Below are 17,083 nucleotides of genomic sequence, written 5' to 3' on the forward strand. Positions count from 1 at the left end.
GTTAAAAAAACAAAAGATAATATATAAATTAATGGCAACAAGTAACGATATAAGAAAAGGACTTTGCATCGAATTCAGCAATGATATTTTCAAGGTAATTGAATTTCTTCACGTAAAACCTGGAAAAGGACCTGCTTTCGTAAGAACAAAAATGAAATCAGTAACGAATGGAAAAGTTCTTGATAATACATTTTCTGCAGGGCACAAAATTGAAGAAGTAAAAGTAATTACAAGAAAATTCCAATATCTTTACGATGATGAGAATGGATTCCACTTCATGAACAATGACGATTTTTCTCAGCTTTATCTTGATAAAGAAATGATCGAAAACTCTCAGTTTATGAAAGCTGGTGAAGAAGTAACGATCATTCTGAAAGAGGCAGACGAAACGCCGCTTTCTGCAGAACTTCCTCAGTCAGTTTTCTTAGATGTTATTGAAGCTGATCCGGGTGTAAAAGGAAATACAGCAACCAATGCCCTGAAAAACGCTATCGTTGAAACAGGAGCAAGAGTAATGGTTCCTTTGTTCATTGAACCGGGAGACAGAATCAAAGTGAGTACAGAAGACGGTTCTTACTTAGAAAGAGTAAAATAATCAATAAAGTTTATAAAAATTCGGTTTGCACTAGCATTCCGAATTTTGTTTTATAAGAAAATTAATTGTTATGAAATTTCATTCTCCACAAAAACTTAAGACCATTGCATCACTCATCAATGCAAAATTTATTGGTCCTGAAGACTTTGAAATATTGGGAACTAATGAGATTCACATGGTACAGCCAGGAGATATCGTTTTTGTTAACCATCCCAAATACTATGATAAAGCCCTTAATTCTGCCGCTACGATCATCCTGATCGATAAAGAGGTGGAATGCCCGGAAGGTAAAGCCCTTTTGGTTTCTGATGACCCTTTCAGAGACTTTAATACAATCAATACCCACTTTACGAGAATATATAATTTCACCGAAGAACTGCATGATGTAGAAGTTGGAGAAGGTACTAAAATCCACTCTTCCGCAGTGATCGGTAATAATGTTAGGATCGGAAAAAATACCCTTATTTTCCCTAATGTAGTCATTGGAGACAGAACGGTTATTGGAGATAATGTCATCATTCAGTCCGGAACCATATTAGGCGGAGATGCTTTCTACTACAGAAAACTGAACGGAAATTTCGACAGGCTGATTTCTGTAGGAAATGTTATTGTTGAAAACAATGTTGAGATCGGAAACAACTGTACCATCGACAGAGGAGTGACAGATTCTACCGTTATCGGGGAAGGTTCTGTATTAGACAACCAGATACAGGTAGGGCATGACACCGTTATTGGAAAAAAATGCCTTATTGCTTCTCAGGTAGGAATCGCGGGCTGCTGTATCATTGGTGATGAGGTTACATTATGGGGACAGGTAGGCGTTGCATCAGGCAATACCATTGAAAGCGGATCTGTGATTCTTGGAAAAACAGGAGTCAATAGAGACCTTGAAAAAGGAACCTATATCGGGATGTTTGCCGAAGATTTTAAAACCTATCTGAAAAAAGAAGTAAAGCTGAGAAATCTCAAATAAACAAATTGGAAGCTTTTATCCAAAATCAAAGAAAATTAAGTAAATTTGTGAGCATTAATAAAAGTATAAATAAATTAAAACAACAATAAAATGTCAATTTTAGTAAACAAAGATTCTAAAGTAATTGTACAAGGATTTACAGGGAACGAAGGTACTTTCCATGCAGGCCAGATGATTGAATACGGAACCAATGTCGTAGGTGGTGTTACTCCAGGAAAAGGAGGTAGCGAGCACTTAGGAAAACCTGTATTCAACACGGTAGCTGATGCTGTTGAAAAAGCTGGAGCTAACGTAAGTATCATTTTCGTACCACCTGCATTTGCTGCAGATGCTATTATGGAAGCTGCAGAAGCAGGGATCAAAGTAATCGTATGTATTACTGAAGGTATTCCTGTAGCAGATATGGTAAAAGTAAAATCTTATATCGCTGACAGAGACTGCAGATTAATCGGTCCAAACTGTCCGGGAATTATTACTTCTGAAGAAGCTAAAATTGGTATTATGCCAGGTTTCGTTTTCAAAAAAGGAAAAGTAGGTATTGTTTCTAAATCAGGAACTTTAACTTATGAAGCTGCAGACCAGGTGGTAAAAGCTGGTTTCGGTGTTTCTACAGCAATCGGTATCGGTGGTGACCCAATCATCGGAACAACAACAAGAGAAGCTTTGGAATTATTCATCAACGATCCTGAAACTGAAGCGGTGGTAATGATCGGTGAAATTGGTGGCGGACTGGAAGCTGAAGCAGCAAGATGGTACAAAGCTAGCGGATCTACAAAACCAGTAGTAGGATTTATCGCAGGACAAACTGCTCCTAAAGGAAGAACAATGGGACACGCTGGTGCTATCGTAGGAGGTGATGAAGATACTGCTCAGGCAAAAATGCAGATCATGAGAGAAAACGGAATCAACGTAGTAGATTCTCCTGCTGATATCGGAGCAACTGTTGCGAAAATTTTAGCATAATTAAAAAACAAAACAATATGAAAAAACTTTTATTAGCCTCAGCATTGGCATTCTCTACTTTATCTTTCGCCCAGATTGATTTTTCAAGTACGAGATTTGGTGTCACTGCGGGAGGAAACTATTCCCGAGTAAGAAATGCCCACAATCCTTCAGGAGCAAGATTTGCTTTTCAGGGAGGTGCTTTAGCCTTAATCCCTGTAGGGAAATCTAACCAGTTTTTCATTCAGCCCGAAGTTACCTATTACGGAGCAGGAGAAACAGGAAAAGATAAAGATGCTAAAGGAAGAAGTGGATATGATGCAGTATATGCTAATAACTATCTGAGCGTGCCGATTTATTTTAAAGGCTATTTTTCAGAAGCTGAATCAGAGTTTTTTGGATTGGTAGGTCCTAGATTTAACTTTTTGGTAAGCCAAAATGTTAAAAACTCACCAGTAGGAAGAGAATATTATGACCCGGATGTTACTAATCCATTATATCCTGGAGTAACTGGAAAAGCTGCCAGTTTCAATTTCGGGATAGGATTGGGAGTTGGGTACAGCTACAAAAGACAGCTGGAATTAGCGCTGAAATATGATCTTGGTCTTTCCAATACATATCCAGGGCTTGATAACGAACCTAAAGGTACTACAAAATCCAAATCTGAACAGGTTATTAGTGTAACCCTAAGCTACATCTTTAAATAAAATTCTGTTTTCAGAAACATAAAAAATCCCAGGAAGAAATTCCCGGGATTTTTATTTTTATATAGATGTATCTTATCCTCTAATCCATTTCCAGAGCTCTTTTAAAGTAGCCTTATTTCCATACATTAAGATGCCTACCCTGTATATTTTTCCTGCCAGGAATATCATGAAAACAGTGGTAATCAGCAATAACGAAATAGAAAGTGCAATCTGCCAGGCCGGAACGCCAAAAGGAATCCTTGCAATCATCGCAACTGGCGAGGTAAAGGGAATAATAGACAGCCAGAAGCCCAGAGGACCATCAGGATTGTTCATTAAAGAAAAACTTCCATACATTCCCAACGTCAGCGGTAAAATAGCAAATAAAGTAAACTGCTGCGTTTCTGTCTCATTATCTACTGCAGAACCAATTGCAGCATATATTGAGCTGTAAAAGATATATCCTAACAGGAAAAAGACGATAAAGACAAAAATAATCAGCGGGAAATTCAGTTCCAGTAAACTGTGCGAAACCTGAGTTGCAATCTGGCCAATATCAAGTTTGCTCACCAATTCTTCATTGCCTCCCGGAATATTTTTCTGGAAAGGCGAAAAGCCCGTATTAAGAACCAATGCTCCAATAACCGACATGGTGATCCAGATCGTGAATTGTGTCAGAGCAACCAGCGTTACCCCTAAAATTTTTCCCATCATCAGCTCAAACGGCTTTACAGAAGAAATAATAATTTCAACCACACGGTTGTTTTTCTCCTCCAGAACACTTCTCATCACTCTTACCCCATAAATGATAATAAACATAAAGGTGACGTACATCAACACCATGCTTAAACCGGTTTTAACACCGAAAGAAAGATCCGAATCCTCTTTATTATTATCCGATACATTAATGGTTTTTAGCGTGAAATTTTTATCAAGATCATTAATTTGGGCTTGCTGGATTCCAAGTTGCTTGATTTTTTCTTTTTTGATGACGTTGATAATATCTGAAACGATTCTCTGCTTGGTATCAAAGCCGATCTTATTATTAACGACCAATCTTGTGCTGTGTTCCAGCTCATCAAAATTTTGACTCTTTAATTCCGGTAAAATCAAAATACCATCCAATGATTCGTTGCCTTTTAAATTATTGATCTTGGATTTTTCATCAGCTGCAGAAACAAAGACATAATTAAGTTTGTCATTGGATTTTAACTGGTCTTTGAAAAGTCCGCTTTTATCAACCACTTCAATAATGCTGTGTGATTCATTCGCTTTGAACATTAATCCTACCACAGCTCCGAATGCGATAATCATCACAGGAGCCAAAAGCGTCAATATAATGAAGGATTTTTTCTTAACCTGTGTAAGAAATTCCCTTTTTGTAATTAAAAAAATATTATTCATAAAAATTAAGGATGATTACTTACGGCATTAATAAACACTTCATTCATGCTGGGAATTTTTTCGTCAAATGATCTTACTTTTCCAACATTCACAAGATCCAGAATGATGCTGTTCTGATCACTGTTATTTTTTAAGTCAAAAGAAACCAGTTCATTTTCATGAGAAGAATTAAAAATCTCATACTTGGTTTTAAAATGTTCAAACTGGGCATCATCCACTTCAGAAAGCGTTACTCCGAAAATATTTTTCTTGAATTTTTCTCTCACATCAAAAACCTTTCCGTCGATGATTTTTTTAGAATTGTTGATTAGCGCTACATAATCACACATTTCCTCAACACTTTCCATTCTATGGGTAGAAAGGATAATCGTAGTGCCGTTATTTTTAAGATCGATGATCTGATCTTTGATAAGATTAGCATTCACAGGGTCAAAACCTGAAAAAGGCTCATCTAATATCAAAAGATGCGGTCGGTGAAGAACAGTTACTACAAACTGGATTTTCTGAGCCATCCCTTTTGAAAGTTCAGAGAGTTTTTTCTTCCACCATTGGTCGATATTCAGTTTTTCAAACCATTTTTTAGCTTCATTCAGCGCATCGTTTTTAGTCATTCCCTTTAATTCTCCGAAATAAAGGATCTGATCGCCCACGGTCATGTTTTTATATAACCCTCTTTCTTCCGGCATATAACCGATGTCGCGGATGTGGCTGGCGTTAAGCTTTTCTCCATTGATGAATACATCTCCGGAATCAGCCTGTGTAATCTGATTGATGATACGGATGAATGAAGTTTTTCCGGCTCCGTTGGGGCCTAAAAGACCATAAATGCTTGCGGGTGGGACGTGGATGCTGAAATCATCCAATGCGGTCTTTTTTCCTGCATTATAGGTCTTCGTAATATGTTCGGCTCTTAGCATTAAATTGTTTTTATAATGAGTATAAAAAAGTCCTGAAAGTTACGGAATAATTGAAATAGAAGTGCTGTAAAAGAAAAAATCCTGATGATTATCAGGATTTAAATTATTGTTTTACTATTTGAGTAACCTTTTGCGTATTGTCGCTTAGAATATAGCGGATCAAATATTTTCCGGGTTTTAATCTTTCAATATTAATTTCTCCGGAGTTCATGTTGACAGCATAATTGGCGACTTGGGTTCCTAAAATAGAATAAAAAGTCACACTCTTGATTCTTAATGCAGAATCTTTTGCCTTAATAATAAGGAAATCCTTTGCGGGATTTGGATAGGCAACCAGCACACCATCATCAGATTTCTGTGAGATGGAACCAGGCTCTCTAAGCTGAGCTTTAAAATTGTTGGAAAATCCAACAAAAGTGCCTAAAAATAAAAATAAAAGTAAAAGTTTTTTCATCAAATTATAATTTCTTAAATCTATTCTAACAAAATTAAATAATTCTATAATCTCCTGCAATAGTTTTTTATAGAACTTATAGTAAATTTGTAGAAACTTATTCAAAAAGTATTCCAAAAATGATACATTCAAGAAATAGAAGACTTAGAGTTAATGAATCTATCAGAAGTTTGGTAAGAGAAAATATTCTTACAACTGATGATTTTGTAATGCCAATCTTTGTAATGGAGGGCGAAAACAAACAGGAAGCGATCCCATCGATGCCTGGAATATTCAGGCGGAGCATAGATCTGACGGTGAAAGAGTGTAAAGAATTATTTTCGTTAGGAGTAAAATCTGTCAACCTCTACATGAAAGTGTCAGACCATCTGAAAGACAATACCGGTAAAGAAGCCTGGAACAAAGACGGATTGATGCAAACTACCATCAAAGCGATAAAAGATGCCGTTCCGGGAATGATCATCATGCCGGATGTTGCCCTGGATCCTTATTCCATCTACGGACACGACGGAATCATCGAAAATGGAAAAATCCTGAATGATGCTACCAACGATGCTCTGGCAAGAATGTCCGTATCCCATGCCGAGGCAGGAGCTGACATTGTGGCACCCAGTGACATGATGGATGGCAGAGTCCTGGCGATCCGTGAAGCGTTGGAAGACAGCGGATTTACTGATGTGGGAATTTTAAGTTACTCAGCAAAATATGCAAGTTCTTTCTATGGGCCTTTCAGAAGTGCTTTAGACAGTGCTCCAAAAGATGAGATGGAAATTCCAAAAGATAAAAAAACCTATCAGATGGATTTCCACAATTCCCGTGAAGCGTTGAATGAAGTATTTAAAGATATCGAAGAAGGAGCAGACATTATCATGATCAAACCGGGACTTCCATACCTGGATATTGTTTCCAAGGTGCGTGAAGTGATTGATCTTCCTATTGCAGTGTATAACGTAAGCGGAGAATATGCCATGGTGAAAGCAGCTGCCCAAAACGGCTGGCTGGATAACGACAAAACAATTATTGAAAGCTTAACGTGCTTCAAAAGAGCTGGTGCAGACCTGATCTTTACCTATTTCGCTAAAGAAGCAGCAATACTTTTAAATAAATAATTATAAGCAATGATATAAGAAAAAACACCTCAAATTGAGGTGTTTTTCTATTTTTTATCCAAAACAGGCATTATAATGTGGCTTTCCTGGAACAATAGGATCCTTGCCACTATTATCATATACACAAATATTGGAAGGACATAAGAACCATCCCGACTCGCAGTGACCGTTTGCGTCAGGCTGTCTAATGTTTCCACCATTAATCTGCTTTAGATCTTTTTTTGTTAATTTTTTCATAGTAAAGTTGATTAGGTTAAGATCTCTAAGATAGTTAAAATATGTCACATAATGTTGAAATCTTTCCCCTTCGTAAATTTTGCTGCAAAAGGAGCCTGGTTTCCGGAATATTTTAATACAAAATGCTGCGTTGTGCCCGTATCAATTTTAGCATCAACTTCTACATCCTTTGTTTGAAAACTTACGTCAAGTTTTACTCCGGATTCTTTTTCCAGGAATATTTCAACGCTTTCTGCATAAAATAACGAAGTACTCAGATAATTGAACTTAATGTTTTTTCTGTACGATTTGGATTCATTTTGGGTAAAGGCAGAATAATTTTTTAAAATTTCAATTCCCGGAGAGTCAATATTCGTAATTCTGGCTTTGGTAACGCCATTCACCCGTACCGAAAAGTTTTTGGCACTTTTAATATTTCCGTTAACCCCAATATTGAATAAAGAAGGTAGGGAAAGACCATATTCGATCATATTGTCTTTGGTAAATTCAAAATCAGGAATTAGCGCCTGATGTTTTGGGGTCTTGATTAGCTGGTTTTTAACGATAGCCAGATTTTCACCGGAAAATAAAAATCCAATCAGGTTGTTTTCTGTCGTTCTCCAGTTTCTTCCGTTCCATTCAAAAATTTCACACAACAGAGTGTCGGCGGAAGAGTGGGGAAGTAATTCCATATCCTGCCATTTGAATACTTCTTTGGCGTAGGGTCTGCGGTTGGTAATATTAATGCCCAGATCTAAAGCAAGAAGATCGGTCAGGTCTTGATTATTTTCCATAATGCATGGTTCTTAGTTCGTGTCATAAAATTATAGAAATAAAATAGAAATGCAGTAGATCTTAATACAAACTTATTTTGCAGTTAAGCCTTCTTCCATATAGACCGCTATTTAATTTTTTGTAGTGTATTTATTGTTTTGATAAGTCAAAAAAAAAAATGTATTGATGATTAAACTTTAAAAAAGCGAAAAATATATTGACTTGGATAAAGAAGTAAAAAACCACAAAACTTAAGGCTATTAATCAGTTTCTGTATTGAGTAATAATAACAAAAATCATGATAATTAAAATTTAATTACAATAATATTTTGAATAAAATATATAATTAGCAAAAAATAATTACTTTTGAGCCAAAATTATTAACGATATAAGTGAGGCTTTATGTAATGGTTATTTAGGATTTTCTACTAAAAACACCACAGAATATACTTTTGTAACCATAAAAGAGGCACACTAAAAATTAGATTCAGAGGAAAACTTAGTATTCCTTCTGATGTAGGTAGTAATGCTTGGCTGAGTCAAGTATTATAAATTAAAAAAACAACACAACATGAGAAAAATTTATTCAATTAGTCTAGTACTATTGACTGCGGTTTTATCCGCTCAAACAGGTATCAATACCGCTGAACCAAAAGCTACATTAGACGTTACCGGTTCACCATCAGATGCCAATCGTTTTGATGGTATTATCGCTCCAAGAATTACCGGAAATCAATTAAAATTAAAAACGTACACCGCCGATCAGAACGGAGCATTGGTTTATGTGACGGCTGCTGCAGATAATCCGCTTGCTACCGATCAGACTGCCAATGTTACAAGTAATGGGTACTATTATTTCGATGCCTTGATTTTAAAATGGGTGAAACAAAATTTTCCAGATCCGAAAAATATGGAACCCTGGAGAATACAAGGCACCGTAAACCCAGCTTATGAAAATATCGAAGACATTTATCAAAAAGGTAAAGTTGCTATCGGTATCGACGAAACCTTTGTACCCACCAAACAATTAGAAGTCGTTGGTGATTTCAAAACAGAAGCGAATATAGGGGGCCGCGCCATTGGTATTGAAACAAATTTTATGGGATCGGGAGTTAGTATTTTATACAATGCGGATAATATAACCAATCCAACAGATATTGGAATGATCCAAATCCAACAGAATTCTATCCACCAGGTCGCACAGTCACCGACCAATATAGGAGCCTTACAGGTTACACCGGGTATTGTAGATATTCAGGCTGGTGGTTCTGGATTTACCGACCAATCTTCTGTTATGCAGATATATGAAAATCAGGTTTCTTTAATAAGTCAAAAATCAAATCAGGATAATCAATCTGCTGTTCACGTTCGCGAACTAGATGGTGTTCAGTTTGAGTTTGGGAAAACGGCGACTCCTACGGAAGGAAGCTATATTTTTCCTAAGACAGGGGGGAAAGCAAATCAGATTTTGGTAACGAATGGAGGAACTGCAGGAAATGGAATTAATGCTCAATTATCCTGGGCTAATATTGGTTCTGTAGCCGTTAATATCAGAACTTTTTCGGGAACAGTACAAGATACAGATGATACCGTTATTGCAACGGGTCCTATTAATTTGCCGGGTGCCACATCATTGAACAAAGGAAAAATTTATAAAATGTATATGGGTATTAATTCCAATATACTTATTTCCGGAAGTATTTCTTTTCTAGGAAATGTCTCTTCTAATTGGACACTTAATGATACTGTCGGAAACCGGGGGATTACTTTACAAAGCGATGGGTCCAATTGGATAGTTATAGGTAGAGCTAATTAAAAATAATGGATTTTCTTTTTTCGTTTAAATAGATATATTATACATGCTGTACATTGAGAATGTCTGGTGAACTCTGTTTTAATATAAAGTTTGAATTCAAAAAAACTTTATCTTTGCTGCTATGATTTTACGAGGAGAAAACTTAATCAAAGAATACGGTCCTAAAAAAGTTGTAAAAGGCGTTTCTGTACAGGTTCAGCAGGGAGAAATTGTAGGTCTGCTCGGTCCGAACGGAGCAGGAAAAACCACATCGTTCTATATGATTGTAGGACTGGTTAAGCCGACTTCTGGAAAAATTTTCCTGGACAAACAGGAAATTACAACGGATGCAATGTACCGAAGAGCTCAAAAAGGTATCGGATATCTGGCTCAGGAAGCTTCTATTTTCAGGAAACTGTCTGTAGAAGAAAATATCATGGGGGTATTGCAGCTTACCAAATTGTCAAAGCGCGAACAGCAGATCAAATGTGATGAGCTGATCGAAGAATTTTCATTACAGCATGTCCGCAAAAACAGAGGAGATCTTCTTTCGGGAGGAGAAAGGAGAAGAACGGAGATTGCACGTTGTTTAGCAACCAGTCCGAACTTCATTCTGTTAGATGAACCTTTTGCGGGAGTTGACCCCATTGCCGTAGAAGATATTCAGAAAATTGTACGAAGCTTGGTAGATAAAAATATCGGAATTCTTATTACCGACCACAACGTACAGCAGACCCTGGCGATTACAAACAAAACGTATATCATGTTTGAAGGGAAAATACTGAAAGAAGGATTGCCGGAAGATCTTGCCAATGATCCACAGGTAAGGGAAGCTTATCTTGGGGAGAATTTCGTATATCAGAGTATCTTAGACAAGCCGAAAAGTAAAAAGTATGCTTATAATATCTGGGCAGGAAATTTTGATTCAAAATCTCAGCTTCAGGGATTTGTAGATGAAAACTTTTCGCAGTATGATGATCTGAGATTGATGTACGGGTTTGAGGATATGAGTTTTGCATCATTAGCAAATTCTGAGATTGAACATATCTTCAACGAAGTAGTTGATAAGAATGCCAACAATTCATTTGTGTTTCAGAAAAAAGAAATTACGTCACAATATTCACTGGAGCAGGCAGAAGCTGAATCTAAAGCAGCAGGAAAGTCTGAACTGCACTATGTTACGACGTATTTTTATGAAGGTTAATCTAGACCTGATGTAAAAAAAGTGAAGCAATTTATTTGCTGAAAATTATAATAAAACGTACCTTTTCTTTCCGGAAACAGTACGTTTTTTATTTTTAATCATTCTTTTATGGCAAAACCCTTTAACAGAACCATCACCTTATTTGGAATTTATAAACAGCTGGTTCCTTTCATAAAACCGTATCGTTTAATGATCTACGGAACCCTGTTTCTTACTTTTTTGGGGGCTCTCGCCGCCCAGGTCAACCCAATTGTTCTGAAATATACCGTAGATGAGGTTACCAAGCTCACCCAGCTTCCGCATCCGATGTCTGAAGGAATTCATGTGCTGGTTATTATTTCCATTATTTTACTGGGAAAAGAACTGCTTAACATTTTTATCAATTTCGGACAGAAATTTTATGGTGAAAAAATAAGGATTAACGTAAGCTCTGTGCTGGCACAATCAGCGATTGACAAAATATTAACTTACAGAGTTGCCTATTTTAATGATGAAAACCATGAGTCAGGAAAATTACAGATACGAATAGACCGTGGAATTGAAAGTTTAACGAAACTTGTTCAGAACTTTTTTATAGACATACTTCCCCTTTTCTCTAATGCAATTATTGCTTTAATCATCATGTACATGCAGAATGTGTATGTGGGAATGGTTTCTACGATTATTGTTCCGATCTTTTTTTATATAAGTTCTCTGCAGGCAAAAAAATTGGGCGGAGTCCGCCGTCAGCTCAGGAATCAGCGTGAGAAGAAAACTTCAGGTCTTTTAAACCTGATCAATTCCATTATGGTGATCAAAAGTTTTGTACGGGAAAAATTTGAAGGAAAGAAACAATATGATCTTCAGATGCAGTTGATGGAAAGCCAAATGTTCACAAGAAAAACCAACTTTATCTACGATGGGTTGAAAACTTTTTTAGAACAGTTTGGAGTGGTGCTAATTATTCTTTTAACGGTTTATCTGGTACTGGATCAGCAGATGACGATTGGAGCGATTATGCTTCATATCATGCTTTTTAATAATGTTTCAGCACCGATACGCCAGCTGCACAGGATTTATGATGATATGAATGATGCCATGATTTACGCTGAAGGATATTTTGACATTTTGAATGCAGATCAGGAAGTAGAAGAAAACGGAACCTTTGTTGAAAAGAAAATTATAGGAACTTTTGAACTTAAAAATGTAGATTTCACGTATCCCAACGGTACAAAGGCATTGCATGGTGTTTCTATGAAGATTGAAAATGGAAAAACTACCGCCCTGGTCGGATTAAGCGGTGCCGGAAAATCAACAATCATTAATCTTTTGTGTAAATTTTATCTGCCGGATTCCGGAGAAATCTTGCTGGATGGAGTGAATTTAAATGAATTCGAAAATACTTTTCTCAGAAGCGACCTTGGGCTTGTTCTTCAAAGAAACCATATTTTCCAGGGAAGTATAGAAGATAATATCCGATACGGAAATATGAATGCCAGCTTTGAAGAAATTGAAGAAGCGGCTAAAAAAGCCTACTTACATGATCAGATCTTGGATCTTCCGGAAAAATATCAGCATGATGCCACACAGCTTTCAGGAGGTCAGCAGCAACGAATTGCCATTGCAAGATTGTTTTTAAAAGATCCGCCTATTATTTTTCTGGATGAGCCTACTGCCAGCCTTGATGCGATTGCTACTGAGCAAATCAAAAATTCCCTGGATGCGATAAAAGAAGGAAGGACTGTTGTGATTATTTCCCATTCTTTATCTCAAATTTTAGATTCAGATAAAATTTATGTCATGAAAAAAGGGATGGTAGTAGAAAGCGGAACCCATGATGAACTCTATGGAAAAGACGGAACTTACCGTGAAATTTTTGATGCTTCGGCGAGAAGTCTTAATTTAGACCGTTTGGTAAAAACGTATAAGGAGGACTAATGAACGACCATTATTTAAAAAAAATAGACCGGGTAACAGCGATTCTTACCCAGTTGCAGTCCAAACCTTTGGTAAGAGCACAGGATCTCGCTGAAAAATTTGAGGTAAGCATCCGCACAATTTACCGGGATGTTAAAACACTGGAAAATGCTGGAATTCCCATTATAGGAGAAGCGGGAAACGGCTATTCTCTGATGGATGGTTATAAGCTTCCGCCTGTGATGTTTACAAAAGAAGAAGTGCTAAGTTTTATCACTGCCGAGAAACTGATGCAGAAATTTTTACATCAAAGTTTGGGAAATCATTACCAGACAGCCATGGAAAAGGTTAGATCAGTATTAAAATATTCAGATAAAGATTTAATTCAGAATATTGAAAAGCAAATCGATGTTTTTAATTATCATCCCAGAACAGAAGATCATATCCGGAATATCATTCCCATCATCCTTGAAAGTATTGCTGAAAAGAAACAGCTGCAGGTGGAATATAAAACGGTTGAGGAAAAAATATCTTCGAGAACCATTGAAGTAGTGGGTGTTTTTTTTGAATTTAATTATTGGTATGTGATGGCTTTCTGTACGTTGAGAAATGATTTCAGACAGTTTCGGGTAGACCGGATTCTGGGGATTTTTAAAACCCAGCACCCTTTTTTACAGGAATATGGCCAGATCAATGATTACAGGCAGAATCCCAGCGGAAATAAAACAAAGGTCAGACTTTTGGTCGATAAAAAAATCATTGGCCATCTCGTTAATTCTAAAAAATATTACGGATTAACGGAAGAAATTGAAACCGAAAACGGAATTGAGCTCACTTTTGAAACCGATTGGATCAAAGAAGGATTTCCCCGTTGGCTAATTACCTTTGCAGATTATGCGGATGTTTTAGAACCGGAATCTTTAAAAATCAGCCTAAAAGAATTGATTACCCGTATTTCAAATAAATTATAAAATATTTTAACCATTCAAAAATAGATCAGTTAAATAAAAACAAAACTTTCAGAGCAATCCTCTGAAAGTTTTTTATTGTGAAATGATTGGATTCGGCATTTTATGCTGTGTCAGCATTTTTAACTTTAATAAAGCCATTAAAGATCCTAAAATCTCTCCCAAAAAAAAGGGGGTTCAATTCCTAAGGCTCTTAAATAAACGAATCCCTGACCTCTGTGGTGAATTTCATTATCAATAAAGTAAAGAATATTCTGGTACACCGGGAATTCATACTGTCCAAATAAATTGAACGTTTCCTGAAAACGCTCCTCAGAAATCATATTGAAATAATGGTTGATTACTTCTGTTTCTTCGTCCCACTTTTTTAATAGCTCTGCCTTATTTGTAGGAACAAAGGCATCTTCATGATATGCTTCTGTCGTTTTTTCATTAATTCCTTTCAAAGCAGGTCCTCCGATTCCGATTAATTCCACTGCCAGCTTTGCAAAAGGCCTCATGCCTCCGATGGAGAATTCAAATAAATCTTTTTCCGGAAACATTTCGATTGTTCTTCTGGTCAGATTTCTGTGTCCTTGCCAGTGCTCTAATAATTGTTCAGAAGTAATGAATTGTTTTGTTGCTGTTGTGGTAGTTGTCATAATAGTTTTGTTTAGTTTGTTATTGTTGAAACAAAGGTAAGACAGGGTAATGACAACAGTTTGTCAGTAGGTTTTTTGAACATGGAAAAAATATTTTTTTATTTTCAAATAAAGAGGTTGCCTTTGCCGTTTAGGTTAATATCGTTTTACATTAAATGTAGAGGTAGATAAATAATTTGTGGATGACCGGTTTTAATCGGTCATTTTTTTATGGATGTATTGCTGCAGGCCAGTTCACAATATTTCAGGCTAAGATTTGTGAGCATAATTTTAATAAAGTAATTTAGTAGTATGAAAATTTATACTAAAACAGGAGATAAAGGGCAAACTGCTTTGTATGGCGGTACCAGGGTTTCTAAAGCCAGCGCCAGGGTAGAGAGCTACGGAAATATTGATGAATTAAATTCATTCATCGGAATTGCAAAAAGCCATATAGAAGATACCGAAGTTTTGAGACAGTTGAAAAAAATTCAGTTTGATCTTTTCACGGTAGGTTCAGAAGCGGCGACACCGGTAGATAAGTTAATGCTGGCCAACGGAAAATCACGTTTGCCATTGATTATTGCTGATACTGAAATTGAAGAGCTTGAGCAGTGGATGGATGCTTTTGATGAAAAACTGGAACCGCTTCAATATTTTATTCTTCCCGGTGGTGGAAAACCTGCTACTTTTTTACATGCCGCAAGAACCATCTGCAGAAGAGCAGAACGTTCATTGGTTTTCTTAAACGAGGCAGAAGAAGTACGTCCTGAGCTGATTAAATATCTTAACAGACTTTCAGACTATCTTTTTGTGTTGGCAAGATACATTTCAAAAATCAACAACGAACCGGAAGAATACTGGAATCCGAATGAAAGATAAAGCATTACTTTTCATCAACGGAGAACCTCCCGCTTCTCTTCCGAATCCGGAGCATTATGGATTGATTGCCTGTACAGACGGCGCATTTCATTACCTGAAAAAATTAGGTTTTCCTTTAGAACGGATCGATTTTATTTCAGGAGATTTTGATTCACATTCGGGATCCGATGAAGAAGTGTACGAGGACAAATTTATTCTTACCCTCGATCAGGATAAAACAGATTTTCATAAAGCATTGGAAATCATCATGGAAAAAGGCTTTCAATCTATTGATGTGTTAGGAGCAAGTGGAGGGGAACAGGATCATTTTTTAGGAAATCTTACCGTTGCCTATACATTTAAAGATCAGCTGAATATCAAATTTTATGATGAATTTTCAGAGTATTATTTTGTTCCGAATAATTTTACATTGAAAAACGTAAAAAAAAGGATGATCTCTCTGTATCCGTTTCCTTCCGTAGAAAACATTACTACAAAAGGATTAAACTGGCCTCTAACCAAAGGAAATTTGAGCATTACCTCAAGAATAGGAACCCGCAATTTTGCGATTGAAGATGAGGTTTCTATTGAATATGAATCAGGAGATCTTTTATTTTTTGTAGGAATCAATGAAATAGAATATCCGGCGATCTATTAAAATGGTCTTATAATATTAAACAATACATATTCAATCAATGGGCTTAACCCATTTAAAACCCCATGTAAATTTTCAATTATTGAAAAACCCAATTAAAATATCATTTCTCATCCTCTCATTATTCTGTATTTTTTCATGTAAAGTACAACAGTTTTCTGCGCCTGAATATGGCAAAAACGAAACAGAAAATCAGTTTGCGATTAAAAAGGTAAACAACTTTAGAACGGTAGGAAATATTAAAAATACCGAAGGAAAAACATTAAAAGAAGGGAAGTTATACCGAAGCGGGCATCTTCATCAACTAAAAAACAATTCTTTTAAGGAACTTGAAAGACTAGGAATTAAAGAGATTATCGATCTTAGAAATAAAAAAGAAATAGCTGATAAACCTGATCATCTTCCTGAAAATATGGTGTATAAAAACTATTCTGCTTTTGAAGACCAGGGCGATCAGTTGTCACAGGCTAAAAAATTAGTTTTAAAAGGAAAAGTAAATGGTTCCGATGCCAACAAAAGAATGCTGGATTTTTATAAAGATTATGTCACCGAAAATCCGGAAATAATAAAGAAAATTATTACAGAAATTCTGGAATCCGATCATCCGGTTCTGTATCACTGTACGGCCGGGAAAGATAGAACGGGGATTATTACAGCCTTAATTCTGACCATTTTAAAGTTTGATAAAGAAACGATTTACAACGATTATCTCTTGTCTAATAATCTCAGGAAAAAACTCGTTCAGAAAAGATTGAACCTTGCTGATCATTTACATTTCATATATCCTAAAATGGATATAAAAGTTCTTGAAAAATTAAGCTGGATCGAAAGCGATTATTTAGATGCGGCTTTTGATGAAATTAATAAGAAATATGGTTCAATGGATATTTATATTCAACAGGTATTGGGGATTTCTGAAAATAAAAGACAACAATATATTCAAAAGTTCACTTATTGATAATTTTACTGAATTTTTTGCGGTATTACTAATAGAAATTTATAATAAATTTAACA

General features: G+C 36.2%; 17 protein-coding genes and 1 pseudogene. 12 read left to right on the plus strand and 6 right to left on the minus strand.

Annotated features, from left to right (window positions below):
- The first annotated feature begins 31 nt into the window (after window positions 1-31).
- From efp to IW15_RS06165, 4 genes are all read left to right on the plus strand, one after another.
- On the plus strand, window positions 32-595 hold the full coding sequence (efp, locus tag IW15_RS06150; RefSeq protein WP_034710056.1) for an elongation factor P: 564 nt from the start codon (window positions 32-34) through the stop codon (window positions 593-595).
- A gap of 70 nt (window positions 596-665) precedes the next feature.
- Window positions 666-1,568: a UDP-3-O-(3-hydroxymyristoyl)glucosamine N-acyltransferase gene (locus IW15_RS06155; protein ID WP_034710057.1), complete on the plus strand. Its 903-nt coding sequence runs from the start codon at window positions 666-668 to the stop codon at window positions 1,566-1,568.
- Window positions 1,569-1,658: 90 nt separating this feature from the next.
- Window positions 1,659-2,531: a succinate--CoA ligase subunit alpha gene (gene sucD / locus IW15_RS06160; protein WP_034710058.1), complete on the plus strand. Its 873-nt coding sequence runs from the start codon at window positions 1,659-1,661 to the stop codon at window positions 2,529-2,531.
- Between the two features lie 17 nt (window positions 2,532-2,548).
- A complete protein-coding gene (locus IW15_RS06165) occupies window positions 2,549-3,217 on the plus strand; it encodes a porin family protein (RefSeq protein ID WP_034710059.1) in 669 nt (222 codons plus the stop codon).
- 72 nt (window positions 3,218-3,289) lie between these two features.
- On the opposite strand, the gene IW15_RS06170 is transcribed toward IW15_RS06165, so the two are convergent.
- From IW15_RS06170 to IW15_RS06180, 3 genes are all read right to left on the minus strand, one after another.
- Window positions 3,290-4,600: an ABC transporter permease gene (locus tag IW15_RS06170; RefSeq protein ID WP_034710060.1), complete on the minus strand. Its 1,311-nt coding sequence runs from the start codon at window positions 4,598-4,600 to the stop codon at window positions 3,290-3,292.
- Window positions 4,601-4,605: 5 nt separating this feature from the next.
- Window positions 4,606-5,517 (minus strand): ABC transporter ATP-binding protein, encoded by a 912-nt coding sequence (locus IW15_RS06175; RefSeq protein ID WP_034710061.1) that lies wholly within the window; start codon window positions 5,515-5,517, stop codon window positions 4,606-4,608.
- A 103-nt stretch (window positions 5,518-5,620) separates the two neighbouring features.
- Complete coding sequence (locus IW15_RS06180; protein ID WP_034710062.1) at window positions 5,621-5,971, minus strand: T9SS type A sorting domain-containing protein; 351 nt, start codon at window positions 5,969-5,971, stop codon at window positions 5,621-5,623.
- 119 nt (window positions 5,972-6,090) lie between these two features.
- Here IW15_RS06180 and hemB point away from each other — a divergent pair, with 119 nt between their 5' ends.
- The gene (hemB, locus tag IW15_RS06185) at window positions 6,091-7,080 is read left to right on the plus strand and encodes a porphobilinogen synthase (RefSeq protein WP_034710063.1); all 990 of its coding nucleotides are present in this window, start codon (window positions 6,091-6,093) and stop codon (window positions 7,078-7,080) included.
- Between the two features lie 54 nt (window positions 7,081-7,134).
- On the opposite strand, the gene IW15_RS06190 is transcribed toward hemB, so the two are convergent.
- Window positions 7,135-7,317, minus strand: a complete 183-nt coding sequence (locus tag IW15_RS06190; protein ID WP_034710064.1) for a bacteriocin — start codon at window positions 7,315-7,317, stop codon at window positions 7,135-7,137.
- 44 nt (window positions 7,318-7,361) lie between these two features.
- Window positions 7,362-8,090: a hypothetical protein gene (locus tag IW15_RS06195; protein WP_034710065.1), complete on the minus strand. Its 729-nt coding sequence runs from the start codon at window positions 8,088-8,090 to the stop codon at window positions 7,362-7,364.
- 551 nt (window positions 8,091-8,641) lie between these two features.
- Between IW15_RS06195 and IW15_RS06200 the strand changes: the two genes are divergently transcribed.
- The 4 genes and pseudogenes from IW15_RS06200 (at window position 8,642) to IW15_RS06215 (ending at window position 13,936) form a co-directional block, all read left to right on the plus strand.
- A complete protein-coding gene (locus tag IW15_RS06200) occupies window positions 8,642-9,886 on the plus strand; it encodes a hypothetical protein (protein WP_131368507.1) in 1,245 nt (414 codons plus the stop codon).
- 121 nt (window positions 9,887-10,007) lie between these two features.
- Window positions 10,008-10,733 (plus strand): annotated as a pseudogene (gene lptB, locus IW15_RS06205) (LPS export ABC transporter ATP-binding protein); the annotation flags it as partial.
- Window positions 10,734-11,258: 525 nt separating this feature from the next.
- Window positions 11,259-12,986 (plus strand): ABC transporter ATP-binding protein, encoded by a 1,728-nt coding sequence (locus IW15_RS06210; RefSeq protein ID WP_084681379.1) that lies wholly within the window; start codon window positions 11,259-11,261, stop codon window positions 12,984-12,986.
- Window positions 12,986-13,936, plus strand: coding sequence for a helix-turn-helix transcriptional regulator (locus IW15_RS06215; RefSeq protein ID WP_034710067.1), 951 nt, complete (start codon window positions 12,986-12,988; stop codon window positions 13,934-13,936). Before IW15_RS06210 ends, IW15_RS06215 begins: the two co-directional genes overlap by 1 nt.
- A gap of 146 nt (window positions 13,937-14,082) precedes the next feature.
- On the opposite strand, the gene IW15_RS06220 is transcribed toward IW15_RS06215, so the two are convergent.
- A complete protein-coding gene (locus tag IW15_RS06220) occupies window positions 14,083-14,574 on the minus strand; it encodes a DinB family protein (RefSeq protein ID WP_034710068.1) in 492 nt (163 codons plus the stop codon).
- A gap of 291 nt (window positions 14,575-14,865) precedes the next feature.
- Between IW15_RS06220 and IW15_RS06225 the strand changes: the two genes are divergently transcribed.
- From IW15_RS06225 to IW15_RS06235, 3 genes are all read left to right on the plus strand, one after another.
- A complete protein-coding gene (locus IW15_RS06225; protein ID WP_034710069.1) occupies window positions 14,866-15,435 on the plus strand; it encodes a cob(I)yrinic acid a,c-diamide adenosyltransferase in 570 nt (189 codons plus the stop codon).
- Window positions 15,425-16,072 carry a thiamine diphosphokinase gene (locus tag IW15_RS06230; RefSeq protein ID WP_034710070.1) on the plus strand — a complete coding sequence of 216 codons (648 nt, stop codon included), beginning with the start codon at window positions 15,425-15,427 and terminating at the stop codon, window positions 16,070-16,072. The genes IW15_RS06225 and IW15_RS06230 overlap by 11 nt, the downstream gene beginning before the upstream one ends.
- A 79-nt stretch (window positions 16,073-16,151) precedes the next feature.
- On the plus strand, window positions 16,152-17,027 hold the full coding sequence (locus IW15_RS06235) for a tyrosine-protein phosphatase (RefSeq protein WP_228384312.1): 876 nt from the start codon (window positions 16,152-16,154) through the stop codon (window positions 17,025-17,027).
- Window positions 17,028-17,083 lie beyond the last annotated feature (56 nt).

It is taken from the genome of Chryseobacterium soli, assembly GCF_000737705.1.
Classification (GTDB): Bacteria; Bacteroidota; Bacteroidia; order Flavobacteriales; family Weeksellaceae; genus Chryseobacterium; species Chryseobacterium soli.